At 75.6% G+C, this 23,469-nt stretch carries 23 protein-coding genes; 16 read left to right on the top strand and 7 right to left on the bottom strand.

Annotated elements, in window-relative coordinates:
- The first annotated feature begins 68 nt into the window (after window positions 1-68).
- The 3 genes from MLV88_RS18185 to MLV88_RS18175 are packed head-to-tail and all read left to right on the top strand — an operon-like array spanning window position 69 to window position 2,269.
- Window positions 69-722, top strand: a complete 654-nt coding sequence (locus MLV88_RS18185; RefSeq protein WP_242340412.1) for a DedA family protein — start codon at window positions 69-71, stop codon at window positions 720-722.
- A complete protein-coding gene (locus MLV88_RS18180) occupies window positions 719-1,699 on the top strand; it encodes a transglutaminase domain-containing protein (RefSeq protein WP_242340413.1) in 981 nt (326 codons plus the stop codon). Before MLV88_RS18185 ends, MLV88_RS18180 begins: the two co-directional genes overlap by 4 nt.
- 42 nt (window positions 1,700-1,741) lie before the next feature.
- Window positions 1,742-2,269, top strand: coding sequence for a hypothetical protein (locus tag MLV88_RS18175; RefSeq protein ID WP_242356030.1), 528 nt, complete (start codon window positions 1,742-1,744; stop codon window positions 2,267-2,269).
- Between the two features lie 36 nt (window positions 2,270-2,305).
- Here the strand turns inward: MLV88_RS18175 and MLV88_RS18170 are convergent, their stop codons facing one another.
- A complete protein-coding gene (locus tag MLV88_RS18170; RefSeq protein ID WP_242340415.1) occupies window positions 2,306-3,463 on the bottom strand; it encodes a M20 family metallopeptidase in 1,158 nt (385 codons plus the stop codon).
- Window positions 3,464-3,565: 102 nt separating this feature from the next.
- Here MLV88_RS18170 and argC point away from each other — a divergent pair, with 102 nt between their 5' ends.
- Together argC and argB are read left to right on the top strand one after the other, a co-directional pair.
- Complete coding sequence (gene argC, locus MLV88_RS18165; RefSeq protein ID WP_243338266.1) at window positions 3,566-4,630, top strand: N-acetyl-gamma-glutamyl-phosphate reductase; 1,065 nt, start codon at window positions 3,566-3,568, stop codon at window positions 4,628-4,630.
- Window positions 4,627-5,442 (top strand): acetylglutamate kinase, encoded by an 816-nt coding sequence (gene argB, locus MLV88_RS18160; RefSeq protein ID WP_242340417.1) that lies wholly within the window; start codon window positions 4,627-4,629, stop codon window positions 5,440-5,442. Before argC ends, argB begins: the two co-directional genes overlap by 4 nt.
- Window positions 5,443-5,514: 72 nt before the next feature.
- Here the strand turns inward: argB and MLV88_RS18155 are convergent, their stop codons facing one another.
- The gene (locus tag MLV88_RS18155) at window positions 5,515-9,765 is read right to left on the bottom strand and encodes a BadF/BadG/BcrA/BcrD ATPase family protein (RefSeq protein ID WP_243338265.1); all 4,251 of its coding nucleotides are present in this window, start codon (window positions 9,763-9,765) and stop codon (window positions 5,515-5,517) included.
- Between the two features lie 160 nt (window positions 9,766-9,925).
- On the opposite strand from MLV88_RS18155, the gene MLV88_RS18150 reads away from it, so the two are divergent.
- A complete protein-coding gene (locus MLV88_RS18150; protein ID WP_242371786.1) occupies window positions 9,926-10,918 on the top strand; it encodes a GTPase in 993 nt (330 codons plus the stop codon).
- 21 nt (window positions 10,919-10,939) lie between these two features.
- Here MLV88_RS18150 and MLV88_RS18145 read toward each other — a convergent pair whose 3' ends face one another.
- A complete protein-coding gene (locus MLV88_RS18145; RefSeq protein WP_242360814.1) occupies window positions 10,940-12,838 on the bottom strand; it encodes a sulfatase-like hydrolase/transferase in 1,899 nt (632 codons plus the stop codon).
- A gap of 66 nt (window positions 12,839-12,904) precedes the next feature.
- The gene (locus MLV88_RS18140) at window positions 12,905-13,351 is read right to left on the bottom strand and encodes a hypothetical protein (RefSeq protein WP_242356043.1); all 447 of its coding nucleotides are present in this window, start codon (window positions 13,349-13,351) and stop codon (window positions 12,905-12,907) included.
- Window positions 13,352-13,457: 106 nt separating this feature from the next.
- Here MLV88_RS18140 and MLV88_RS18135 point away from each other — a divergent pair, with 106 nt between their 5' ends.
- Window positions 13,458-14,054 (top strand): class I SAM-dependent methyltransferase, encoded by a 597-nt coding sequence (locus MLV88_RS18135; RefSeq protein WP_242356045.1) that lies wholly within the window; start codon window positions 13,458-13,460, stop codon window positions 14,052-14,054.
- Between the two features lie 74 nt (window positions 14,055-14,128).
- On the opposite strand, the gene MLV88_RS18130 is transcribed toward MLV88_RS18135, so the two are convergent.
- Together MLV88_RS18130 and MLV88_RS18125 are read right to left on the bottom strand one after the other, a co-directional pair.
- Window positions 14,129-14,896, bottom strand: coding sequence for an ion channel protein Tsx (locus MLV88_RS18130; RefSeq protein ID WP_242340423.1), 768 nt, complete (start codon window positions 14,894-14,896; stop codon window positions 14,129-14,131).
- Window positions 14,897-14,987: 91 nt separating this feature from the next.
- On the bottom strand, window positions 14,988-16,013 hold the full coding sequence (locus tag MLV88_RS18125; RefSeq protein ID WP_242340424.1) for an arginine N-succinyltransferase: 1,026 nt from the start codon (window positions 16,011-16,013) through the stop codon (window positions 14,988-14,990).
- A gap of 195 nt (window positions 16,014-16,208) precedes the next feature.
- Between MLV88_RS18125 and dtd the strand changes: the two genes are divergently transcribed.
- Together dtd and MLV88_RS18115 are read left to right on the top strand one after the other, a co-directional pair.
- Window positions 16,209-16,658 carry a D-aminoacyl-tRNA deacylase gene (gene dtd / locus MLV88_RS18120; RefSeq protein ID WP_242340425.1) on the top strand — a complete coding sequence of 150 codons (450 nt, stop codon included), beginning with the start codon at window positions 16,209-16,211 and terminating at the stop codon, window positions 16,656-16,658.
- 15 nt (window positions 16,659-16,673) lie between these two features.
- The gene (locus tag MLV88_RS18115; RefSeq protein ID WP_242340426.1) at window positions 16,674-17,018 is read left to right on the top strand and encodes a histidine triad nucleotide-binding protein; all 345 of its coding nucleotides are present in this window, start codon (window positions 16,674-16,676) and stop codon (window positions 17,016-17,018) included.
- Between the two features lie 163 nt (window positions 17,019-17,181).
- Here MLV88_RS18115 and MLV88_RS18110 read toward each other — a convergent pair whose 3' ends face one another.
- On the bottom strand, window positions 17,182-18,114 hold the full coding sequence (locus MLV88_RS18110; protein WP_243338264.1) for a helicase SNF2: 933 nt from the start codon (window positions 18,112-18,114) through the stop codon (window positions 17,182-17,184).
- A gap of 111 nt (window positions 18,115-18,225) precedes the next feature.
- Between MLV88_RS18110 and MLV88_RS18105 the strand changes: the two genes are divergently transcribed.
- The 7 genes from MLV88_RS18105 to MLV88_RS18075 form a co-directional block, all read left to right on the top strand.
- A complete protein-coding gene (locus MLV88_RS18105; RefSeq protein ID WP_242341441.1) occupies window positions 18,226-19,104 on the top strand; it encodes an HpcH/HpaI aldolase/citrate lyase family protein in 879 nt (292 codons plus the stop codon).
- Between the two features lie 53 nt (window positions 19,105-19,157).
- Window positions 19,158-19,364: a hypothetical protein gene (locus MLV88_RS18100; RefSeq protein WP_242341440.1), complete on the top strand. Its 207-nt coding sequence runs from the start codon at window positions 19,158-19,160 to the stop codon at window positions 19,362-19,364.
- A gap of 119 nt (window positions 19,365-19,483) precedes the next feature.
- Entirely contained in the window at window positions 19,484-19,837 is a 354-nt protein-coding gene (gene aroH, locus MLV88_RS18095) for a chorismate mutase (protein ID WP_242341439.1), read from the top strand.
- A 178-nt stretch (window positions 19,838-20,015) separates the two neighbouring features.
- Complete coding sequence (aroF, locus tag MLV88_RS18090) at window positions 20,016-20,894, top strand: 3-deoxy-7-phosphoheptulonate synthase (RefSeq protein ID WP_242341438.1); 879 nt, start codon at window positions 20,016-20,018, stop codon at window positions 20,892-20,894.
- Window positions 20,895-20,896: 2 nt separating this feature from the next.
- Window positions 20,897-21,742 carry a prephenate dehydrogenase gene (locus tag MLV88_RS18085; RefSeq protein WP_242341437.1) on the top strand — a complete coding sequence of 282 codons (846 nt, stop codon included), beginning with the start codon at window positions 20,897-20,899 and terminating at the stop codon, window positions 21,740-21,742.
- Window positions 21,739-23,037 carry a 3-phosphoshikimate 1-carboxyvinyltransferase gene (aroA, locus tag MLV88_RS18080; protein ID WP_242341436.1) on the top strand — a complete coding sequence of 433 codons (1,299 nt, stop codon included), beginning with the start codon at window positions 21,739-21,741 and terminating at the stop codon, window positions 23,035-23,037. Before MLV88_RS18085 ends, aroA begins: the two co-directional genes overlap by 4 nt.
- A partial coding sequence (locus MLV88_RS18075; protein WP_408628797.1) for a shikimate dehydrogenase family protein occupies window positions 23,034-23,469 on the top strand: 436 nt, incomplete at its 3' end. The genes aroA and MLV88_RS18075, both read left to right, overlap by 4 nt.

The following is a 23,469-nucleotide window of genomic DNA, read 5'->3' as shown; positions in this document are numbered from 1 at the left end:
GCGATGGAGCGGATGGGGCGCCGGAGGAGGTGATCGCCCCGGCGTGCATCGATGTGTAACATCGGCGCGTGGCCTCGCTCACCGGGCTCGCCCAGACGCTCGCCGACGCCGTCTCGCGCACCGGGCCGGTGGCGCCCCTCATCCTCTTCGCGGCGAGCTTCGTCGAGTACGTGTTCCCGCCGTTCCCGGGCGATCTCGTCGTCGTGCTCGGCGCCTGGTACGCGGTGCAGGGAGAGCTCTCCTGGCCCGTCACCTTCGTGTCGGTCACCGCCGGCGCGGTGCTGGGGGCCTGGGTCGACTACCGGATCGGCGCCGCCCTGGGGCGCCGCCTCGATCGGCGCCTCGCAGAGCGGCGGCCGCTCTCGGAGGAGCGGCTGCTGCGCTTCGAGGCGAGCTACCGGCGCTGGGGGGCGCTCCTCCTCGTCGCGAACCGCTTCTTCCCGGGGCTGCGCGCCTTCTTCTTCCTCGCCGCGGGCGCGTCGGGGATCCCGCTCCGCAGCGTGCTCCTCTACGGCGGCCTCTCCGCTGCGCTCTGGAACGCCGTGCTGCTCGGGGCCGGGGCGCTGGTCGCGCACAACGTGGAGGAGCTCCTGCTCCTCTTCGAGCGCTACACGCGCGCCGCCTGGATCGTCGTGGCGATCGTCGCCGCGCTCGCGCTCGCGGCCGTGCTGTGGCGCCGGCGCGCCGCGCGGCGGGCCGCCCGCGCCGGTGAGGGACGGTGAGCCTCGCCGCCGCGCTCGTGCTCGTCGTGGGGCTCGCGCTGCCCGACGGGAGCGCGCGCTACCGCGTCGAGGTGGGCGGCGTCCCGGTCGGCGCGGCCGAGCTCGCCGTGCGCTGCGAGGGGCCGCGCTGCCGGGCGGTGCTGCAGACGCGCCTGCGGCTCCCGGAGGAGGCCGGCGGCGCGGTGACCGCCCGCCGCTTCGAGACCGAGGTCGATCGCGAGGGCGTCGCCACCGGCGAAATCCTCAGGACGCGCGACGGAGTGGTCACGCACGAGGCCGCGCCGGCCGGGCGCGTCCCGGCGGCGCTCGCCGAGCTCCTGCTCGCCTCCGCCGCGAGGGAGGGCGAGGGGACCGCCTGCCTCGAGGCGTTCGAGGAGGAGACGCTCGCCGCCGGTCGGGCGTGCGGCGCCTGGGCGTCGGGCGCGCTCGACGCGACCGTGCTGGGCGTGCGCGAGCGCGTCACGCCCGGTCCGGGAGGCTTCCCGGCAGCGATCGAGCTCCCCGAGCAGGGGACGCGCTTCGTCCGCGACGGGCGAGCCGCAGTGCCCGGGCGGCCGCCGCGCCTGTCGGTTCGTGTCCCCGGCCCGGTCGATCCCGCCCTCGCGTCGAGCTTCTGCGGCGTGTCGCTCGACCCGCCCGCGCCCGCGCCGGCGACCCCGCTCCCCGCGCCTGCCGCGCCGGGTGCGAGCTGCCGGGAGAAGACCGCCGCCTACCTCGCGCGCGCAAGGGGCCGCGGACACGTGGGTCGCACCGCGCTCGGGGTGGCCTGGGACGGGAGAGGCTTCGTCTGGCACGCGTGGGCCGAGCTCCGCGAGGGGGATCGCTACGTCCCGGTCGACCCTTCGTTCGGTGAGCTCCCCGCGCGCGGTCCGCGCTTCACGCTCGCGCGCTTCGCACCCGGTGATCGCGCAGGAGCGCTCGCCGCCGGGCGGCGCGTGCTGGCGTGCTGGGGGCGGGCGGCGGTGCTGGCGCGGTGAGACCTCCGGGCGCCGGCGCGCCTCCGGCCGCATCTTCCCGGCGTGGACCTCATCGCGCGGTACGTGGAAGACCACCTCGCCCTGTCGCTCGGCGGCGTACGGCTCGCTCGCCGGGCGCTCGCCTCGAACCGCGGCTCGCCCTACGCGGAGCCGCTCGAGCGCCTCCTTCCCGAGCTCCAGGAGGATCGGGAGCTCGTCCGCGACGTCTTGAAGGCGCTCGGCGGCACGCCGAGCGGGCTCAAGGAGACGGTAGTCATGCTCGGCGAGCTGGCCGGGCGGCTGAAGCTGAACGGGCGCCTCCTCTCCTACTCGCCGCTGTCGCGCGTCTGGGAGCTCGAGGCGCTCGCCGCCGGCAGCGAGTCGCGGCGCGGCCTCTGGAGCGCGCTGGCCCGCGCGCAGCGGCACGAGCCCCGCCTCGAAGGTTTCGACCTCGGGGCCCTCGAGGCGCGCGCGCGGCGTCATCGCGACGAGCTCGAGCGCTGGCGGCTCAAGGCAGCGGAGGAAGCGTTCGGGACCGCGCCGCGCCGGCGCGCCAAGAGCCGGAGCGCCGCCCCGCAGCCCGCGCGTTGAAGGCCGTCCAGCGGGCCCGCCCCGGACCGCCGTCCGTCACGCGATGGAGCCCGCCCGTCGCGCGAGGAAGCGCAGGAACGCGGTCGCCTTCGGCACGAGGGTCGAGAGGTCCACCTCCTCGCCGGTGGTGTGGAAGCCCTTCCCCCGCGGCCCGAGCCCGTCGATCGAGGGGATCCCCGCCGCGCCGGTGGTGCAGGCGTCGGAGCCGCCGCCGACGAGGGGCGCCTCGCCCTGGCCGAGCCCGCTCTCGCGCTGGCAGTCGCCGTACTCCTTGGCGAGCGCCGACGAGGCCTGCGTGCGCTCGAGCGGATCTCGCCAGCCGCCGTGCGAGAGCTCGAGGGTCGTGCCGGGGACGGCCGCCTCCGCCGCGATCGCCTGGATCGCCTCGCCGAGCCGCTGCCCGTCCTCCACCGTCTCGAAGCGCAGGTCCACGTCGCAGCGGGCCTCGGCCGGCACGGTGTTCTTGGTCGTGCCGCCGGACACGAGCCCGACGCTCACCGTGAGGCCGCGCTCGTAGTCGGTGAGCGCCTGGACGCGATCGACGAAGCGCGCGATCGACCAGATCGCGTTCCGACCCTTGTCGTGCTCGTTCCCCGCGTGGGCGGCGACGCCGCGCGCCTCGGCGTGGATCGAGCCCACCCCCTTGCGCCGCGTGACGAGCAGATCGCCCGGCCGGCCCGACTCGAAGCCGAGCGCGCAGGCGGCGCCCTGCGCGTGCGCGCGGATGAGCGGCTGCGACTCCGGGGAGCCCACCTCCTCGTCGGCGACGAGGATGCCCTTCACCGGCACGCGCTCGAGGAGGCCCGCGCGCTTGGCGGCGACGAGCCCGTACAGCATCACCGCGATGCCGCCCTTCATGTCGAAGACGCCCGGCCCCACCGCGCGGCTCCCCTCGCGCCGGAAGCCCTCGAAGGTGCCCGGCGGGAACACCGTGTCGGTGTGGCCGACGAGGAACACCGGCGCGCCGTCCGCAGGCCCGCTGAAGACGAGGTGCGGGCCGAAGCGCGTCGAGGGGCGGAGCTCGACGGCGAAGCCGAGCGTGCGGAGCTGTCCCGCGACGAGGTTCGCGACCGCCTGCACGCCGGCCTTGTTCGCGGTGAAGGAGTTGACTGCCACGAGCCGCTCGAGGAGCGACTCGAGCGCGCCGCGCTGGCCCGAGAGCCAGTGGAGGGCGTCGTCGATGCGGCCGGCCATGAGGGCGAGACCTCCGGTGCGCGAGCGCGGGGGCGACCTCGCCCTCGGCGGGCCGCGCCGGCCGCTGGCCGGGCGCGGGAGACCCCGGTATAAGGGCGGCGCATGGCACCGGGCAAGCGCTACCGGGCCGCGGTGATCGGCGGCTCGGGCTACGGCGGCGCGGAGATGATCCGCCGCCTCCTCATCCACCCCGACGTGGAGCTCGTCCGCGTCGCCTCGATCGACTTCGTGGGGGAGCCGCTCGCCGCGGCGGACCCCGCGCTCGAGGGCGTGACCGACCTCGTCTTCGAGGGCCTGCCGCCCGCCGAGGCGGCGAAGGGAGTGGACGTCGTCCTCCTCGGCCTCCCGCACACGGTCGCGGCGTCCAAGGTCCCCGAGCTCGCCGCGCTCCCCGGCCTCAAGATCGTGGACATGAGCGGCGACTTCCGCCTGAAGGACGCCGCCGCGTACGAGCGCTGGTACAAGCACACGCACCCCTGCCCGGAGCGGCTCCGCGACTTCGTCTACGGGCTGCCCGAGCTGAACCGCGAGCAGCTCCGCGCCGCCCGCTTCGTGGCCTCGCCCGGCTGCTTCGCGACCACCATCGAGCTCGCGCTCCTGCCGCTCGCGCGGGCCGGGCTCCTCGAGGGCGTCGTCCACGTGCAGGGCATCACCGGCTCGTCCGGCTCGGGGGTCGCGCCGTCGGCGGGCACGCACCACCCGGTCCGCGCGAACAACCTCCGCACCTACAAGCCGCTCGAGCACCAGCACGTCCCGGAGATCACCGAGACGCTCGCGCAGGCGGGCGCGAGGGACCTCGCGCTCCGCTTCGTGCCGGTGTCGGCGCCGCTCTCGCGCGGGATCTTCGCGACCGCCTTCCTCGAGCTGCCGGAGGAGTGGACGCAGGAGCGGCTCGACCGGCTCCTCCGCGAGACCTACGCCGGCGAGCCGTTCGTGCGGGTCCCGCGAAAGCGCCTCCCGGAGGTGGCCGCGGTCTCCGGCTCGAACTACGCCGAGGTGGGCATCTCGGCCGGCCCGGCGCGCGCGGGGCGGCGCACCGTCACCTGCTTCGGCGCGACCGACAACCTCGTGAAGGGCGGGGCGGGGCAGGCCATCCAGAACATGAACCTCATCCTCGGGCTCGACGAGAAGGCCTCGCTCGCCGACCCGGGCCCGTGGCCGCCATGAAGACCATCGTGCTGAAGCTCGGGGGCGAGATCGTCCACGCGCCCGAGCTCTCCGTCATCGCCCGCGACCTGCGCACGCTCGTCGACGGCTTCAACCGCGTGGCGATCGTCCACGGCGGCGGCCCGCAGGCCACCGCGCTCCAGAAGACGCTCGGCCTCGAGACGCGCATGGTGGCCGGCCGCCGCTTCACCGACGCGCAGACGCTCGAGGTGATGAAGTACGTCGTCGCCGGGCAGCTCAACGTCGATCTCTGCGCCCGGCTGCTCGCGAACGGCGTCATGGGCGTGGGCCTGCACGGCGCGAGCGGGCACATGGTCCAGGCGCGCCGCCGCCCGCCCCGCGTGATGAAGGGGGCCGGGCCGGAGCCGGTGGACCTGGGCCTCGTCGGCGACGTCCTCGGCTTCAACCTGCCGCTCCTCGGCGATCTCTTCGAGCGGCGCTACGTCCCGGTCATCGCCTGCCTCGGCTGCGACGCGCAGGGCCAGCTGCTCAACATCAACGGCGACACCGTGGCGAGCCAGCTCGCGGGCGCGCTCGAGGCCGACGCGCTCGTGCTCGTCACCTCCACCCCGGGCGTGCTCCGCGACCTCGCCGATCCCTCCTCCCGCATCCCCCGCATCACCCACGCCGAGTTCGAGCGGATGGTCGCGGACGGGACGATCTCGGGCGGGATGATCCCCAAGCTCGAGGAGTCCTTCGGGGTCCTCGCCTCCGGCGCGAAGTCGGTGGTCATCGTCGGGAAGCTCGGCGAGGGCGATCTCGCCCGCGCGGTGCTCGACCCGGGGAGCGCCGGGACCGTGCTGGTCGGCTGACGGCGACACTGCCACCGAGAAACCCCGAAGCGACGAGCCGCTACGGAGCGTCACGCGCGCCGGCGTCGGCGGCTACAGCGGCGTGTGCCTCGCGCGCGAAAAGCGCTCCTTCACCTCGTAGGCGAAGCCGTCGAGGACGTCGGGGTCCACCGGATCGCCGTTCAGCGACAGGCTCAGGGACAGGAGCCCCTCGCGCTCGCGCGCGTGCGAGAGCTGGGCCTCCGCGAGCTTGTCGGGCATGCACTCGAGCGGGCCCACGCACACGGCGCCGTCGATCTCGCCGCGCCGCCACTGGAGCACCGGGAGGCCCACCGCGAGGACGGCCTCGTGCTCGAGATCCTCGCGCACGTAGGGCGCCGCGGCCGCGAGCGCCTCCGCGAGGCGCGCCGGGCGCGGCCACCCCATCGCGCTCGCCATCGTGCTCCGGCACGCGCCGAGGAGCCGGCCGCGGACCCACGTCTTGAGCTGGTCTCCGGGCGTGTCGCGCAGGCCGCGCCGCACCTGGACGTGGTCCGAGTACTCGAGGAACTGGGCGACGGGCTCGAGGCGCACCCGGATCCCGCGCTCCTCCAGCGCGTCCGCCACGTCGCCGTTGGCGCCCGCGTCGGAGCGCACGTAGACCTCCCCGACGAGGAGGACCGTGGGGTGCGGCCGGGGGTCCTTGAGGCTCCGGAGGGCGTGCCCGGCGCGACCGAGCAGGGCGGGCACGCCGTAGCTCCGCCCGGTCGCGGCCTCCATGAGCACGCGGCTCGCCGAGAGGCTCCCCGCGGCGGCGCGCTCGAGCAGCGCCGCGAGCTCGGTCGCGTGCGCCGCGTGCACGCGGGCCGCGGCCCCGGGCTCGCGCTCGACGGGGCGGACGTCGCGGAGCGCGTCCTCCAGCAGGCCGAACCCGGCGATCCCCGCGAACACGACGGCCCCGAAGCCGGGCGGCACGCCCTCGAAGTAGTCCGAGTCCGGCGGCGACCAGATCCCCACCCGCGCGCCGTGCCCGAGCCGCTCCAGGATCATCTGGTGGAGCTGCCGGTAGTAGCCGAACCGGCACGGGCCGCTGGAGCCCGGCATGAAGAACGCCAGCCGCTCGTGCGGGTGCGCCCGCTCGAGCCGCTGCAGGAGCGACCCGAGCGTCACGATCATCGGCAGGCACTCCTTGCCGCTCGTGTGGCGCCGCGCCCGCCGGACCGCCTCCGGGCCGGCGCGGGGAAGCACCTCGGCGGGGACGCCGTAGCCGCGCAGCGCCGAGGCGAGCGCGCCGGCCTCCGGCCCCATGGGCGGCACGAGCACGCGCGCGCCGCTGCGGGCGATCTCGGGGAGCGACTGGGAGGCGAGGGCGAGCAGCGGGGCCGCGGACGCGGCGGCGCTCGCGCCGGAGCGCAGGTCCTCGCGGACGCAGTGCAGGAACGCCTCCACGCGCGTCTTCGTCCCGGCGTCGCCGGCGTGGCCGTCCGTCTCGATGACGGCGAAGGGCTTGCCCTCCATGAGGCGCGCGTAGGCGTGCAGCGTGAAGCTGTCGGGCCCGCAGCCGTAGTTGCTCGCGAACAGGCTGTACACCCCGGGCTCGCGCCGCACCTCGTACGCCGCGCGCAGCACGCGCTGCGTGTAGCCCCAGAACGCGCCCGGGACGAGCGGCGTCTCCGGGGCCGACGGGTAGCAGTCGACGGGGATGGCGACGGCGCCCTGCTCGCGCAGCAGCGCGGGGATGTTCGCGCTCAGGACCGCGTCGTGGATCGTGTAGGTGCGCCCGAGGACGACCACGGGCAAGAGCCCCTCGGCGCGGCAGCGGTAGAGCGCGCCGCGCCCGATGCGGAAGAGGGCGGCGTCGAAGCGCGCCTGCTCCTCGCGCGCGACGGCGTGGGCGGATCGCCAGGCGTCCTCGCGCTGGACCCCGAGGTCCGCGGCGAGCGCGCGGCAGGTGTCGAGGAACGCCGGGGCGTCGAGGAAGCCCGGCCCGAGGCGGATGGCCGGCGAGAGGATCCGCCCGGCGTCGAGCGCTCGCCCGAGATCGAGGCGCAGCACGTCGGCGCTCCCCGCCACCACCGGGCAGAGCCAGTGAGAGGTCTCGTCCTTCACGGCCGGCAGGTCGCGCAGCATCGGGAGGAAGACCCGCTCCGCGGGCGCCTCCGCCATCGCGGCGACGAGGCCGTGGTACTGCTGCATGGGCGCGCAGAACGGGACGTGCGCGCGCTCCGTCCCGCGGCGGAGCGGCTCCCGTCCTCCTCCGCGCGCCACGACCACGTCGAGGCCGAGGGCCCGGAAGAAGTGGGCGAAGAACGGGAACAGCCCCTTCAGCTGGAACGCCTCGGCGAGGGCGACGCGCGGGGCGCCGGTGCGCGCCGACAGCGGACGCAGCACGGCCTCGACCAGCTCCGCGCGCTCCCTGAACGGATCGGGCGCGCCGGCGGGGAGCTTCCGCGTGCGGGTCCCGCGCTCGTGGACGGAGCAGCCTCCCCCCCAGGAGAACGCGCGCCGCACCCCCTGGACGCGCGTCCGGAGCCGCTCGATGCGGCAGGAGTTGCCCGACCCGCCGCAGCCGGCCGTGGAGCGGCAGACGAACGTGTCCTTCCGGTCCACCCGGGCGTCGAGGAACCGGCCGAGCTCGAGCGGAGCGCCGCCGGGCAGCGCCCCGCGCGCGAGCAGCGCGATCCCCCACGCGCCCACCGTGCCCGGGTTCGGCGGCACGATCACCTCCGCGCCGGTCTGCCGCGCCACCGCCGCCGCGAGCGCGTCGGCGCTGAAGGGCATCCCCTGGCAGAACACGACGTCCCCCACCGAGCGGCTGCCCTTCACGCGGTTCAGGTAGTTCTGCACGACCGAGTCGTAGAGGCCGGCGACGAGGCGCGGTCGCGTGACGCCCGCGGCCGCCGCCTCGTCGAGGATCTCGGCCATGAACACGGCGCAGTGCTGGCCCAGGTCGGCGCAGGCGTCGGCCCCGAGCGCCACGCGCGCGAGCGCCTCGACGTCGCGGTCCCCGAGGCGGAGCCCCTGCTCCTCGATGAAGGACCCTGTCCCGGCGCTGCACGCCTCGTTCATGGCGGCGTCGACCACGCGGCCGCCGAGGAGCCGGATGTACTTCGCGTCCTGCCCGCCGATCTCGAAGATGGTGTCCACCCGCGGGTCGCAGGCGCGCGCTCCCTCGGCGTGAGCGGCGATCTCGTTCAGCACGTGCACCCGCTCGGCGCCGTAGCAGGTCGCGAGCAGCGACCCGACGATCTCGCGACCGCTGCCGGTGACCCCGAGGCCCACGACGGCCTCCCGGAAGGCTCCGCCGGCCGCGCGGCGCACGAGCTCCTGCGCCGCCGCCACCGGGTCGCCGGCGGTGCGCGTGTAGCTCTCCCAGACGGGCGCACCCGAGGCGGCGTGGAGCGCGACGGCCTTCGAGCCGGTCGAGCCGATGTCGAGGCCGAGGATGAGCGCGTCGCCGGCGCCGATCCTGGGGGCCGGACGCACGGGCAGGCGGCGCACGCGCCCCAGGGTGTCGGAGAGCGGCGGGAGCAGCTCCACGGGCGCGTGCGCCGCGGGGGCCACGAGGTCGTCGGGCCGCGGGAGCGGCGCGGACCCCCGAGCGGCCAGCACCGCGCACCCGAGCGCGTCCAGGTAGAGCGCGTCGTCGCCGCGCTCCTCCTCGAGGGTCATCCCGCGCTCCGCCACGATCCGCCCGAACCGCTCGCGGATCCTGCGCGAGCGTCCGACCCCTCCGGCGAGGACCACGGTCGCGGCCTCCGAGGGCCGCCGGAGCAGCACCTGGACGTTGTCGCAGATCGCGTCGAACAGGCCGGCCAGGATCCGTGCCCGGTCCTCGCCCTGGTTCGCGAGGTGGGTCATGTCGGTCTTCAGGATGACGGGGCAGCGGCCGGAGAGCGGCGCCGGATCCTCGACCGGCGCGGCGACGAGGTCCGCCTCCTCGGGGTCGAGCCCGAAGCGCTCGACGAGCTGGCGCAGGAAGCTCCCCGTGCCCTGCGAGCAGCGCGGGTTCTCCCGGTAGTCCGCGTCCTCGCCGCCGCCCAGCTCCACCACCGAGAAGCCGTGCGCGCCGATGTCCACGATCACCGCGGGGCCCGGCCCGTGGAGGAACCGCACGCCGGCGATACGCGCCTGCTTGGCCGGGACGCGCGAAAGGGCCAGCTGCCGCCCGAGGCGCCCGGACGCGAAGGCGCCGCCGACGTCGTCCCATCCCCACTGCCGGAGGAGCTCGCGCACCGCCGGGCCGGGCGCCTTGTGGTGCTCGAGCCGCGCGCGCCGGAGCCACACGAGCTCGCCCGGGCGAGCGACGAGCTCGACCACCTTCACCGTCTCGGCGCCTGCGTCCACCCCGAGGAAACGAGGCATGCTGACGGCGAGTGTCGCCCAGCGCGCGCCCGGCGGGCTTGACCAGAACGGGCGCGGCGAGAGGGCCAGGGGCACGCCTCCACGCTCCGGGCATCCCTCGTGGGTCCACCCCGCGATGGCCACGCACCCGCCTCGAGGGGCCGCGCCCACGATCCCGCTCGTGCCCGCGAACCTCACCGCCCAGTACAAGGACGCGGAGCTCCGCTTCCGCGAGGCGGCGAGCCACGACGACAAGCGCGAGGCGCTCCGCGAGATGATCGCGCTCCTCCCGAAGCACAAGGGGACGGAGAAGCTGCACGCCGACCTCAAGAAGCGCCTCGCGAAGCTCGAGGAGGAGGGCGAGCACGTGCGCCAGAGCGGCGTCCACCGCACGGACCCCGCGCACGTGCGCCGCGAGGGGGCCGGCCAGTGGGTGCTCCTCGGGCCCCCCAACGCCGGCAAGTCGTCGCTGCTCGCCGCGCTCACCCACGCGCACCCCGAGATCGGCGAGTACCCGTTCACCACGCGCGCGCCGCTGCCGGGGATGATGGCGTTCGAGGACGTGCAGGTGCAGCTCGTCGACACGCCGCCCGTCGCGCCGGGTCACACCGAGCCGTACCTGCCGAACCTCGCGCAGGGCGCGGACGGCGTCGTCGTCGTGCTGGACCCCACCGCCGACGACGTGGAGGCGGCGTTCGCGGCGGTGCTGGAGGTCCTCTCGCGCGGGCACGTCTGGCCGCGCGGCCGCGCCCCGCCGCCGGGCGCCTCGCCGCTCCTCGTCCACCGCCCGGTCCTCGTCGTCGCGACGCGCCGCGACCTCGACGAGGACGGCACGTTCGCGGCGCTCGCGCGCGAGGCGGTGGGCGCGGACCTGCCGTTCTTCGCGGTGTCCGCGACGCGCGGCGACGGTCTCGACGCGCTGCGACCCGAGCTCTTCCGCGCGCTCGGCCGGATGCGCGTCTACACGAAGGAGCCGGGGAAGAAGCCTGACCTGGGGAAGCCGTTCGTGCTGCCCGCCGGCGCGACCGTGCACGACCTCGCCCTCGTCGTGCACCACGAGGTCGCCGCCCACCTCAAGTTCGCGCGCATCTGGGGCCACGCGCGCTTCGAGGGGCAGCAGGTCGATCGGCACCACGTGCTGGCCGACCGCGACGTGGTCGAGCTACACGAGTGACGTCGCCGGACCCGCGCGGAGCTATCTCCCGGCCTCGCCGGCGGTCGCCGACGCGGGCAGCGGGCGCGCCGCGTGGGCGGGGGCGACCTCCTCGCCGCGCATCGCGCGCATGATCCTGCCGGCGTTCGCGGCCAGGCGGGCGCTGCCGTCGGGCAGCGGCCGGTCCTCGGGGTCGGTGACGCTCGCGCCCGCCAGACCGGCGAACACCGTCACCTTGAGATCCTTGCCCACCACGGCGTAGCGCGGCTCCCAGCCGACCGTCGAGAGCACGAAGCGATCGTCGGGCGAGTCGAACGCGGAGAGCCCGTCGGAGTGGAGCGACGGCGGGTGCGTGTCGCCGAGCAGCGAGAAGATCGTCGGGACGAAGTCCACGTGGCTCGTCGGCGCGTCGTGCACGCCCGCCGGGATCCCGTCGCCGAGCACCACGAACGGCACGTGGATCTGCTCGTTCGTCACCGCCGAGCCGTGGCCGAGGTGGCCCTTCTCCCGGAACTCCTCCCCGTGATCGCCGGTGAAGAGCACGAGCGGCTTCTTCCCGCGGGTCCGCTCGAACCAGGAGAGGAACTCCTCGAGCGTCCCGTCGAGCGCATAGGCCGCGTTCTTGGCGCGGTTGCGGATCTGCTCCGCCGGCGCGGTGGTGGCCTTGATGCCCCCCGAGCCGTCCCACACCGGCCGGAAGGGCTCCTGGCCGCGCGGGTAGAAGTAGTTGAAGTGCGTCCCGTACAGGAAGACGAACATGAAGAGCGGCTGGTCGCGCGGGACCGCCTCGGCCATCTTGCGCGCGTCGAGGAGGAGCTGCGGATCGCGGTCGCCCCAGCCCTCGCCGTCGCAGCGGTTCTTGAGGTCCTCGGCGGACACGCCGGCGAACACCGTCTCGCGCAGGTCCATCCAGTCGAGGCAGGAGGCGGAGAGCGCCTTCACCGCGTAGCCGTTCGCGCGCAGCGCCGGGAAGAGCACCGGCCGGCGGCCCGCGCCGAGCGTGGCCTCGAGCTTCTGCGCCTGGAGCCCGTACAGGAGGCTGAAGATCGTGTAGTGCGTCGCGACCGCGCCCGCGTAGTGGCGCGTGAAGCGCGCGCCCGCCTCGGCGCGGCGCCACAGGTTCGGCATGACGTCCGGCGCGAGGTGCGCCGCGGGCAGGCTCTCCGCGACGAGGAAGAGCACGTCGGGCTTGCGGGTGAAGTGGATCTCCTCCGGCGCGACCCCGGCCGGCAGCCGCAGCGACTCCTGGCCGGCGAACTGGTCCACGGCGCGCTTCCCGAAGAGGCGCGAGTAGATGCCGTTCATGCGCACCGGCACCTGCAGCGGCAGGACGCCGGAGGCGGCGAACATCGCCGGACCGCCGAGGTAGACGAGCCCCGCCCCGTACACGCGCTCCGCCGCGGCCGCCAGGACGAGCGTGAGCGCGAGGGTCCACGCACGCCGCCCGCTCGCGAAGCGCCGGATGAACCACGCGCCCGCCGCGACGTCGAGCGCGACGAAGAGGGCGCCGGCGGCGAGGAATGTCGCGACGTCCGCCGGGGACACGCCCGTCTCCTTGAGCGCGTACGGCTGGAACAGCACGCGCAGGAAGAAGCCGTTCACGTGGAAGCCGACCGCCCCGAAGATCCGGCTGTCGAGGGCGACGAGGCTCGTCGCGAGGCCGAGCACGGCCGGCGCGGCGAAGCGGTACGCGCGGGGTCGGAGCGAGAAGGGGAGCGCGAGCGCGAACGCGGCGAGCGCGAGGAGCGCCGCCTGCGGGAGGAAGGTGGGCCAGAGCGGCGCCCGGTACGCCGCGGGCGCGTTGCGGACCGCCGCCGCGATCGAGGTCGCGTACAGGGCGAGGAAGAGCGGGACGTGCAGGAGCGACCAGACGAGCGCGGGGAACCGGTACCCGGCCCCGCCCCGCGTCGCCCCGGCGCCGACATCGAGCGCGCGGGACATTCGGGCGCGGAACCTAGCATCACCCGCCCGTGCTCGCCACCCGGCGGGGAGCGGCCGAGCGGGCGGTCAGCCGCTGGCAGGCGCGGATCGCGGCGCCACCCTCATCTCGAGCAGCACCCGCCCGCACGCCGGGCAGCCGGGATCGCCGGGATCGTCCGTCCACATCTCGCAGGCGGGGCACTGGAACCGCACGCCCGAGCCGCCCGCGCCGGGCTGGTCCTCCGGCGCGGGGAAGAGCACGCGCCCCGCGGCGGCGAGCGCGGCGAAGTACTCGTAGCGCGCGGCAGGGGTGACGTCGTCGGGGAGCGGCATGCGGGTGAAGGTGCGGCCGGCGAGCGCCACGGTGGGCCCCGCCTCCCGCGCGGCGAGGAGCGCCTGCTCCGAGCGGCGCGGCCAGGGCTGGTCCGCGAACCAGCGCGCCTTGAAGGCGCTCCACTCGGCGAGCGTCCTCACCTCCGCGAGCGCGGCGTGGAAGGCGTCGAGCTGCCTCATGAACGCGGGCTCGTAGGGCATGAGCGCGATCTTGCGCGCGCGCACCGGGGCCGACAAGAAGGACGGGTGCCGTCCGCGCGTGGCCGCTCGCCGCGCGCCGCCGGCGGCACGAGCGAGGAGAGCCGAGATGTCCGAGGGACCCCGCCGCGACTTCGAGGCCGCCTACCTGGCAGGGACGCCGCCCTGGGACATCGGCCGGCCGCAGCCCGAGATCGTGAAGCTCGCCGAGGAGGGCGAGGTGAGGGGCACCGTGCTCGACGTCGGCTGCGGCACCGGCGAGAACGCCCTCCACCTCGCGAGCCTGGGCCGGCCGGTCGTCGGGGTGGACGGCTCGCCCGCCGCGATCGCCCGCGCCCGCGAGAAGGCGGCGGCGCGCGGGCTGGAGGTGGCGTTCCACGTCGCCGACGCGCTGCAGCTCGGGCGCCTGCGCCTGCGCGTCGAGACGGTCGTCGACTGCGGGCTGTTCCACGTCTTCTCCGACGAGGAGCGTCGCCCGTACGCGGAGTCGCTCACGGAGGTGCTCTCGCCCGGCGGCGTGCTCCACATCCTCTGCTTCTCCGACGCGGAGCCGCCCGGGCCGGGCCCACGGCGCATCGCCGAGTACGACCTCCGCGCGACGTTCCGCTCGCTCTTCGCGATGGTGCGGATCCGCCCCGCGGTGTTCGACAGCCTCCTCCTGACCGGCGGCGCCAAGGCCTGGCTCGCGACGTTCGTGCGGATCTGAGCCAGAAAAACCGAGGGCCGCGCCTCCTCGAGGGAGGGCGCGGCCCTTCGGTGCGGCGGGTCAGGATGGCCGGACTAGAAGATCGTCCACTGCACCATGACCTGCGGGGCGGAGGTCACCGTCGCCTCCGTCTCGCCGAAGCCGTAGCCGCGGTGGATGAACCACTCGACGCCGGCGTGGAGCTTGCCCTTCGGGCCGCCCGCGACGGAGAGCACGTCGACGAGCAGCTCCGGCTGCGCCCAGATCTCGACGGCGTTGTCGCGCGCGCCGTCCTTCGTGCCGTTCACGTCGACGAAGCCCGTGAAGAGGAACGGCACCGGACCGACGGCGAACGGCACCGTCCAGTACGGCGAGATCTGCCACTGGTGATCGGCGAACTTGTCGTACCGGTAGAAGAGGTTGAGCCCGAGCACCCAGCCCGGCGGCGCGACGAAGTCGAACCCGACGCCGCCGAGGTAGGCGTAGAAGTTGCCGCCCTGGTTCACCTCGCCCGCGAGGCCCCAGTTCCGGATGACGCCGCCGATGGGGGCCTTCTGGCCGAGCAGGTCGTTCAGGAACAGGCGCGGGTGCCACTCGACGTAGGCGCCGGTCGCGTCCTCGCCGCCCACCCGGCCGCGGGTCAGGTCCGTGAAGAAGAAGCTGTCGCCGTGCTCCCACGTGGAGAAGTGGTTGAGCGTCAGCGTCGTGAGGCGCCCGTGGTCGTAGTTTCCGAGCGCGTCGTCGAAGTTGTACCCCTGCAGCAGCTGGACGTTGGTGGTGGAGAACCCGCCAGCGCGCGCCGCGGGCGCGAGCGCGACGAGCGCGATCGCGAGGAGGCTTCGGAGGAGAGAGGAGACGTTCATGGGGCGACGCTTCTAGCGCAGCCCTCTGACTCTCGAAAGGGTATTCCCGTACCCGCGGTCGCTGCTCGCTCCGTGCGAGCGGGCGCGGCCGCTACTCGAAGGGCACGAGGTGGAGCCGCTCGCCCGGCTCCGCGCCCAGAATCTCGCGTGCCTTCGCGGGGATGCGGACCGTCTCGCCGTCGATCCGCGCCGGGGCGCGCACGGCGCGGAAGCGGCTCTTCCCCTCGGTCCGGTGCAGGCCCACGAGCCGCTCCTCGCCGTCGCGCTCGAGGGGCTCCTCCGAGAGCTTCGCCCGCCGGTAGGCGCGCACGAGCGTGACGTCCTCGAGCCGCGCCTCGTAGTGCGGCCCGCCGTCGAACGGGTCGATGCGGCTCACGTACTGGAAGCCGAGCCGGTCGAGCATCCGCCGCACGGGCTCGGTGGCGGGGCCCACCTTGCCGAGGTTCCGCTGCACCTGCTCGGGGAACAGCGTGGCGTACACGTCCACGGGCGGGAAGAGCTGCTGGATGAACTCCTTGTTCTCGCGGCTCTTCTTGTCGGCGGTCTGGTAGTCGAGGTCGGTGAAGCGCTTGCCGAACGCCTCCCAGAACGCGCTGCGGCCGTCCTTCGTGAGCGGCGGCATGAGCTCGGCGAGCACCTTCTCGCGGAAGCGGTCGCGGAACATCGCCATGTAGAGGAAGCGCACGTAGGCGAGCTGCTTGCCCGCGCGCTCCTCGCCGCCGCGCTCCTCCGGATCCACCACCAGCCCGCCGATCTCGGTCGGCCCGTCGAAGTGGTAGCCGATCGAGAGGACCTGGTGCTTGAAGTGCCGGTCGATCGTCGACGAGTAGTGCTCGCGCTCGGACACGTCGAAGAACGTGCAGGGCGACTCGCGCGTGCCGTGCTGGGCGATCACCATCGACGTGCCGACGATCCGGCCGGAGCGCGGCTCCTCCGCCACGAAGACGTAGGAGCGCTCCAGGGGATCGCGGATCTTCGCCGAGAAGCTCCGCACCGAACCGTCGATGATGCGGGCGAGGGCGCGCTCGTCGTACGGCAGGTTGACGGTGTTCAGCACCTTCGCGAGCCGGGCGAGGCTCGCGAGATCCGACTTCTGCGCGTCGCGGAGGAGGAGCATGCGTCGGGTCGGGAGGACTAGCACGGGCCCCGAGGGCTGTCACCCGCGGGGAACCCGGCGCCCCGCGCGGATCGCGCGAGGAGCGACGCGCCGGTGTCGGCGCCGGCGGCCGGCGGATCCCGCCCGGCCGTTCGGGGTCCCGCCGCCCGCTCGGGAACGTTGAACGGGGCGCCTCGCCGTGACATGGAGAACGCCATGCGCGCCGTCGTGCAGCGGGTCTCCCGGGCCGAGGTCCGGGTGGAGGGGCGGGTGGTCGGTGGGATCTTGCGCGGCCTGGCCGTGCTCCTCGGCGTCGCGCGCGAGGACGGCCCCGCCGACGCCGACCTCCTCGCCGAGAAGATCGCCGGCCTGCGGATCTTCGAGGACGCGGGCGGCAAGATGAACCTCGCCGCCGGCGAGGTGGGGGGCGGGGTGCTCGTCGTCTCGCAGTTCACCCTGCTCGGCGACGCGCGCAAGGGCAACCGCCCGAGCTTCGTGGACGCCGCGAACCCCGAGACCGCGAGCGCGCTCTACGAGCGGGTCTGCGCCCGGCTCCGCGAGAAGGGGCTCGCCGTCGCGACCGGGGTCTTCCGCGCGGAGATGGAGGTCGAGCTCGTGAACGACGGCCCGGTCACCATCCTGCTCGACTCGCGCCGTCTGTTCTGAACCGGAGGTCAAGGGATGTCCGACTGCCTCTTCTGCAAGATCGTCGAGAAGAAGATCCCCGCGCGGATCGTCCACGAGGACGCGGACACCGTCGCGTTCGAGGACGTGAACCCGCAGGCGCCGACGCACGTGCTCGTCGTCCCGCGCAAGCACGTCGCGAGCATGATGGAGCTCGGCCCGGACGACGAGGCGCTCGTCGGCAAGCTCTTCCGCGCCGGCGCCGCCATCGCGAAGGCGCGCGGCATCGACGGCCCGGGCTACCGCGTGGTCATGAACCACAACCGCGACGCGGGCCAGAGCGTCTTCCACATCCATCTGCACGTGCTGGGAGGTAGACGGATGGCTTGGCCTCCCGGCTAATCGGCGCACGATACCCGGTCTGCGGCGGGCGTCCTCGCTCCTTGCGCCTGCGGCGTACGGAAGCAGTACGCCTCGGCGCGCGTCGCTGCGGGTGCCCGCCTCGGCTCGGGTCTCGTGCGCCTTGCGGGGTCTGCTCGGCGCGCGATACCGGGGTTGACCCGAGCTAGTACCCGGCGCCGGTGCCCTGAGCCGCGGCGCCCGTGCCCTGAGCCGCCGCCGCCGGCCCCTCGCGCGCGAGGGCGTTCGCCGACCGCGCCGCGAGGGCGGCGCGCCACAAGGCGAGGCGCGCCGAGTAGAGGTCGCCGCGCGCGAGCGCCTCGCGCGCCTCGGCGACGTGGGTGGCGCTCTCGCCCGTCCCCATCGCCTCGTCCCGGGCGCCGTACGTCTGCGCGTCCCGCCGCGTGCGCTCGAGCGCGTCCGCCTGCGCCGCGAGCGCCGCGTCGACGCCCGACGCGTCGCCCTGCGAGAGCGAGCGCAGCGCCTCGTCGAGCGCGCCGAGCGTGGCGCCGGTCGCCTCGGCGCGCCCCGTCGTCGCCTCCGCGGCGGCCGTCTCGCGCCGCGCCTCCTCCTCCTCGCGCGCCGCGAGCCGCGCCTCGAGCGCGTCGGCCCGCGCGCGCTGCGAGTCCACCGCGCCACGCAGGTCCTCGACCTCCTTGCGGAGCTGCTCGAGCTCGGCGGTGCGCTGCGCGTCGTCGAGCGCCTGCGCGTCGAGGCGGAGCTGCTCCTCTCGCTGGGCCGCCTCCCGCTCCGCGGCGGTGCCTGCGTCGTCCGCGCTGCGCCCCACCGGCCGCGCGACGCCCGCGGCAGCGTTGCCGGCCGGCGCGCCGGAGGCGGTCCCGGCGGCGGCCTCCCCGCTCCGCGCGGGAGCCGCGGCTGGCTGTCCGGGTGAGCCCACGGGAGCGGTGGCGGCTGCCGCCGCGTCGGTCCCGCTCGTCGGGCTCCGGCCGTCGCGGGTCGCGTCCTGCGCCGCCGGGGCGCTCGCGGCCGCAGCCTCCTGCCGCGCGCCGCCGAGCGCCCGGGGGTCCGCCCCGGAGGCGGGCGCGGCGGGAGGCGCCTGCGCGGCGAGCAGCGCGATCAGGGCGGCGGCGAGCGTCATGCACCTGGAGCATTCGGCGCCCCCGGGCTCGCCGCAACGGCTCGGTGAACGGCGGGCTGGGCGTCGCCCCCGCGCTCTGGCAGGCTCGGCCGAGCACCCGAAGGAGGCCCCGTGTCCGTACGCCCTCGCCGCAGCGTCCTCTACGTCCCCGGCGCGAACGCCCGCGCGATCGAGAAGGCGCGCACGCTCGACGCCGACGCCCTCATCCTCGACCTCGAGGACGCCGTCGCGCCGGCCGCGAAGCGTGAGGCCCGCGCCCGCGTGGTGGAGGCGCTCGCGGCGGGCGGCTTCGGTCACCGCGAGCTCGCGGTGCGGGTGAACGGCCTCGCCACGCCGTGGGGGGCGGACGATCTCGCCGCCCTCGCGCGCGCCGGCGCGGATGCGGTGGTGCTGCCCAAGGTCGAGTCCGCCGCGGAGGTGCACGCGGCGGAGGCGGCGCTCGCGGCGGCCGGCGCCCCGGGGAGCCTCGCGGTGTGGTGCATGATCGAGACGCCGCGCGGCGTCCTTGCCGCCGCCGAGGTCGCCCGCGCCTCGCCGCGGCTCGCCTGCCTCGTCGCGGGCACGAGCGACCTCGTGAAGGACCTCGGCGCACGGCACACGCCGGGGCGGCTCGAGGTGCTGACGAGCCTCGGCCTCCTCCTGCTCGCCGCCCGCGCCGCCGGGCTCGCCGCGCTCGACGGGGTGCACCTCGACCTCGCGGACGACGCGGGGCTCGAGGCGAGCTGCCGGCAGGGGCGCGACCTCGGCTTCGACGGCAAGACCCTCATCCACCCGAAGACGATCGCGGCCGCCAACCGCGCGTTCGCGCCGGGCGGCGCGGAGCTCGAGGAGGCGCGCCGGGTGATCGCCGCGCACGCCGCCGCGGAGGCGGCGGGGCAGGGCGTCGTGGTGGTGGACGGGCGGCTCGTCGAGGCGCTGCACGTCGCCGCAGCGCGCCGCCTCGTGGCGCTCGCCGAGGCGATCGCCGCGCGGGGACCGGCTGCTGAGTGAGGGCACCCGCCCGGTTGACAGGAGCGTCCCCGGCCGACTACGCTCCGTCGATAATGCGAATCACTCGCAACATGGAGAAGGCGCCGCCCGCCTCTTCAGACGGCTGCGACGACGTCCGCTGCGGCTGCGGCAGCCTGCTCGCCCGGGTGGTCGAGGGGGCGGTCGAGCTCAAGTGCCGCCGGTGCAAGCGCGTCTGGCGGCTGCCCGTCCAGGGCGACCTCCGCGTGCTCGGCCCCTCGTCGCGCGCGGACTCGCGGTGAAGCACGGCGGCGCCGGCCCGCGCCGCTCCGCGCGCGCGCCGTGCGGCGCCGCACGGGGCCGCCGGTCGCCCCGCGCGGTGGACAGGGGTGTGCCCATTCCGTAGACTCCTCCGCTCCCGATGCGCGGAATCCGTGGGGCGACGCAGGTCGCGGCGAACAGCGTGCCGGCCATGGAAGAGGCCGTCGTCGAGCTGTGCCGCGAGATCGAGCGGCGGAACGAGATCGGCCCGGCCGACATCGTCTGGGCCATCTTCACCGTGACCCACGATCTCGACGCGGACTTCCCCGCCCGGTCGGCGCGGGTGGCCGGGTGGACGGGCGTCCCCATGATCTGCTCCCAGGAGATCCCGGTGCCGGGCTCGATGCCCCGGGTGGTGCGCGTGCTCCTGCACGTCGACTCCGCCGGGCCGCGCAGCCACGTGTATCTTCGCGGCGCCCAGGCGCTGCGGCCGGATCTGCACCGGGAGCCGTGAGCGGACCACCGATCATGATCCGTGAACAGTCAACGAGCCGAGCGAGCCCTTCGGGGCGCCACCGCGAGCGCCGCGGAGCCGCCTCGAGCCGCGCCCGGCCTGCGAGGCCGGCGGCCGCGGCGCGACTCGCCCGGTCGGGCGGGGGAAGAGCCCCCGTCTAGAGAGGACTTCGAGGACGATGGTGCCGATCAAGAAGAGCGCCTCCGAGGCGGAGATCGAGGGCGTCTCGGAGCCGTACGAGCTCGCCTCGCTGGAGCTGCACCCGGGCCGCACGATCGTAACGGTGGGGCGCGGCCCGGCCGCCGTCGCGTTCGGCGGGAGCCGCGTGCCGGTCGTGGCGGGGCCGTGCGCCGTGGAGAGCTGGGAGCAGCTCGAGACGGTCGCCCGCGCGGCGAAGGCGGCGGGCGCCCGGCTCCTGCGCGGCGGCGCGTTCAAGCCGCGCTCGTCGCCGTACACGTTCCAGGGGCTCGGCGAGGAGGGCCTCGCGCTGCTCGCCCGCGCGCGCGAGCTCACCGGCCTGCCGGTGGTGACCGAGGTGATGAGCCCGGACGCGGTCGGCCTCGTCGCCGAGTACGCCGACTGCCTCCAGATCGGCGCGCGCAACATGCAGAACTACGACCTCCTGCGCGCGGTCGGCGCGGCCGGCAAGCCGGTGCTCCTGAAGCGCGCGATGTCCGGCACGATCGAGGAGCTCCTCATGGCCGCGGAGTACGTGCTCGCGGCCGGGAACCCCGACGTCATCCTCTGCGAGCGCGGTATCCGGACGTTCGAGCGCGCGACGCGGAACACCCTCGACCTCTCCGCGGTGCCGGTCCTGAAGGAGCTCACGCACCTGCCGGTGGTCGTCGATCCCTCGCACGGGACCGGCAAGCGCAGCCTCGTGCCGGCCATGGCGCTCGCGGCGGTCGCCGCCGGGGCGGACGGGCTGCTCCTCGAGGTGCACCCGGATCCCGCGCGCGCCCGCTCCGACGGGCCGCAGTCGCTCACGCCCGCAGGGCTCGAGGCGCTCCTCCCCAGGCTGGCCGCCGTGGCGGCCGCGGTCGGGCGGGAGGTCTAGCCGTGGCCGCGAGCGCGCTCCCTCGCACGATGGGCGTCGTCGGCCTGGGGCTCATGGGCGCCTCGCTCGCGCGCGCCGTGCGCGCCGTCGATCCTTCCGTGCGCATCGTCGCGGTCGAGCCGCGGGAGGACGTCCGCGCCCAGGCGCTCGGCGACGGCGTCGCCGACGAGGCCCGCGCGGCGCCGGACGCCGCGCTCGCGGCGTGCGAGCTCGCCGTGCTCTGCACGCCGGTCGCCGCCATCGAGGCGCTCCTCGGGCCGGTCTCGCGGCTCCTGCCCGACGGCGCCGTGCTCACCGACGTCGGCGGCGCGAAGGCGCACGTCGTCGCCGCGGCGCGGGCGGCGGTCCGGCCGGGCGTCGCCTTCGTGGGCGCGCACCCGATGTTCGGCGGCCACGGCGGCTACGCCGGCGCGAGCGCCGACAAGTGGAAGGGCGGCACGGTGGCGGTCTGCACCGACGCGCCCGCCGAGGCGGTCGAGCGGGTCGCCGCGCTGCACCTCGCCCTCGGCGCCAAGGTGGAGCGCTGCACCGCCGCCGAGCACGACGGCGCGGTGGCGATGGTCTCGCACCTGCCGTACCTCGTCGCCTCCGCGCTCGCCGTCGCCGCGCGCGAGGCCGGCCCGCTCGCCATGAAGCTCGCCGGCCCGGGCCTCAAGGACATGACGCGCCTCGCGGCGTTCCCCTTCGACATCCAGGGCGAGGTCGCCCGGCGGAACGCCGGGCTCCCGGACGCGGCGGCGCGGCTCGAGCGCCACCTCGCGCGGCTCCTCGCCGCCGTCGTCGAGTCGCCCGAGGCGGCGCGCCACGCGCTCGAGGCCGCGCGAAAGGCGCGGGAGGAGATCTTTTGAGCACAGGAACCGGACCGCTCACCTGCCGTCGCGAGGGGCCGCTCCGCGGATCGATCGAGGTCCCGGGCGACAAGTCCATCTCGCATCGCGCGCTGCTCTTCGGCGCCCTCTCGACCGGCGAGACCCGCGTGCGCGGCCTCCTCGACGCGGAGGACGTCCACGCCACCCGCCGCGCCGTCGAGGCGCTCGGCGCGGCGGTGCGCGCCGAGGGCGACGAGCTCGTGGTCGTCCCGCCCGCGGCGCTGCGCGAGCCAGGCGACGTGGTGGACTGCGGGAACTCCGGCACGAGCCTCCGGCTCCTCACCGGCGTCCTGTCGGGCGTGCCCGGCCTCTCGATCCTCACCGGGGACGCCTCGCTGCGTCGCAGGCCCGTCCGCCGCGTCATCGATCCGCTCCGCCGCATGGGGGCGGATCTCTCCGCGCGCGACGGCGACCGGCTCCCGCCGGTGGTGGTGCGCGGCCGGCCGCTCCGGGGCGTGCGCCACGCGCTGGAGGTCGCGAGCGCGCAGGTGAAGAGCGCGTGCCTCCTCGCCGGGCTATTCGCGGAGGGTGAGACCTCGGTCGCCGAGCCGGAGCGCTCGCGCGATCACACCGAGCGCATGCTCGCCGGGATGGGCGTGCCGGTCCGCGTGGACGGCCTCGAGGTGACGATCGCCCCGGCGCGGCCCCGCGGCGGCCGCGTCGACGTCCCGGGCGACATCTCCTCGGCGGCGTTCTTCCTCTGCGGCGCGGCCGCGCTCCCCGGCTCCGAGGTGACGGTGCGGAACCTCGGGGTGAACCCGACGCGCACGGGCCTGCTCGACGTGCTCGCCGCGATGGGCGCCGAGGTGGTGCGGACGAACGAGCGCGAGCTCGCGGGCGAGCCGCGCGCCGACGTCACCGTGCGCGCGGCGGCGCTCCAGGCCACGGAGATCCGCGGCGCCATCATCCCCCGGCTCATCGACGAGCTGCCGGTCGTGATGGTGATGGCGACCCAGGCGCGCGGCCGGACCGTCATCCGCGACGCCCGCGAGCTCCGCGTGAAGGAGTCCGACCGGCTCGCCGCGATGGGAGAGACGCTCGCCCGGGCGGGCGCGCGGATCGAGCTCTTCGACGACGGCTGCGCCATCGAGGGGCCGACGCCGCTGCGCGGCGTGACCGTGCAGACGCGCCTCGACCACCGCATCGCCATGTCGATGGCGATCGCGCAGCTCCTCTCGGGCGAGGAGGTCGTGCTCGACGACGTCGCCTGCGTCTCGACGAGCTTCCCCTCCTTCTTCGCGCTCCTCGACGGGCTCTCCGGGGGCGGCGCGTGATCAGCGGGAGGACCGCCCTCTACGGCGTCGTCGGCCAGCCGGTGCGCCACAGCCGCTCGCCGGAGCTGCAGGCGGCGGCCTTCGAGCACCTCGGCATCGACGCCGTCTACGTCGCGCTGCCGGTGGCGCCCGAGCGGCTCGAGGAGGCGCTGCGCGGCGCGCACGCGCTGGGCTTCCAGGGCCTCAACGTCACGGTCCCCCACAAGCGGGCCGCGGCCGCGCTCTGCGAGGCGGTGGACCCGGTCGCGCGCGAGGTGGGGGCGGTGAACACGCTCCGGCGCACCGAGCGCGGCTGGGAGGGGTTCAACACCGACGCCGCGGCGTGCCTCATGCTGCTCGGCGAGGAGGGCCTCCGGCCCGGCGCGCGCGCGCTCCTCGCCGGGGCGGGCGGGGCCGCGCGCGCGGCGGCCTGGGCGCTCGTGCGCGCGGGCG

The sequence above is a fragment of the Anaeromyxobacter soli genome (genome assembly GCF_022808855.1).
GTDB classification, from domain to species: domain Bacteria; phylum Myxococcota; class Myxococcia; order Myxococcales; family Anaeromyxobacteraceae; genus Anaeromyxobacter; species Anaeromyxobacter soli.
Note: the sequence above shows the minus strand (reverse complement) of the source record. Positions and strands in the feature narration are given on the sequence as shown.

Excerpts from the sequence above, each read along its gene's own strand:
- aroH (WP_242341439.1), top strand. The coding sequence starts at position 19,484 with ATGCGCGGAATCCGTGGGGCGACGCAGGTCGCGGCGAACAGCGTGCCG.
- MLV88_RS18170 (WP_242340415.1), bottom strand. The coding sequence starts at position 3,463 with ATGGCCGGCCGCATCGACGACGCCCTCCACTGGCTCTCGGGCCAGCGC.
- MLV88_RS18145 (WP_242360814.1), bottom strand. The coding sequence starts at position 12,838 with ATGTCCCGCGCGCTCGATGTCGGCGCCGGGGCGACGCGGGGCGGGGCC.
- MLV88_RS18135 (WP_242356045.1), top strand. The coding sequence starts at position 13,458 with ATGTCCGAGGGACCCCGCCGCGACTTCGAGGCCGCCTACCTGGCAGGG.
- MLV88_RS18115 (WP_242340426.1), top strand. The coding sequence starts at position 16,674 with ATGTCCGACTGCCTCTTCTGCAAGATCGTCGAGAAGAAGATCCCCGCG.
- MLV88_RS18110 (WP_243338264.1), bottom strand. The coding sequence starts at position 18,114 with ATGACGCTCGCCGCCGCCCTGATCGCGCTGCTCGCCGCGCAGGCGCCT.
- MLV88_RS18140 (WP_242356043.1), bottom strand. The coding sequence starts at position 13,351 with ATGCCCTACGAGCCCGCGTTCATGAGGCAGCTCGACGCCTTCCACGCC.
- argC (WP_243338266.1), top strand. The coding sequence starts at position 3,566 with ATGGCACCGGGCAAGCGCTACCGGGCCGCGGTGATCGGCGGCTCGGGC.
- MLV88_RS18130 (WP_242340423.1), bottom strand. The coding sequence starts at position 14,896 with ATGAACGTCTCCTCTCTCCTCCGAAGCCTCCTCGCGATCGCGCTCGTC.
- MLV88_RS18100 (WP_242341440.1), top strand. The coding sequence starts at position 19,158 with ATGCGAATCACTCGCAACATGGAGAAGGCGCCGCCCGCCTCTTCAGAC.
- MLV88_RS18125 (WP_242340424.1), bottom strand. The coding sequence starts at position 16,013 with ATGCTCCTCCTCCGCGACGCGCAGAAGTCGGATCTCGCGAGCCTCGCC.
- argB (WP_242340417.1), top strand. The coding sequence starts at position 4,627 with ATGAAGACCATCGTGCTGAAGCTCGGGGGCGAGATCGTCCACGCGCCC.
- dtd (WP_242340425.1), top strand. The coding sequence starts at position 16,209 with ATGCGCGCCGTCGTGCAGCGGGTCTCCCGGGCCGAGGTCCGGGTGGAG.
- MLV88_RS18155 (WP_243338265.1), bottom strand. The coding sequence starts at position 9,765 with ATGCCTCGTTTCCTCGGGGTGGACGCAGGCGCCGAGACGGTGAAGGTG.
- aroF (WP_242341438.1), top strand. The coding sequence starts at position 20,016 with ATGGTGCCGATCAAGAAGAGCGCCTCCGAGGCGGAGATCGAGGGCGTC.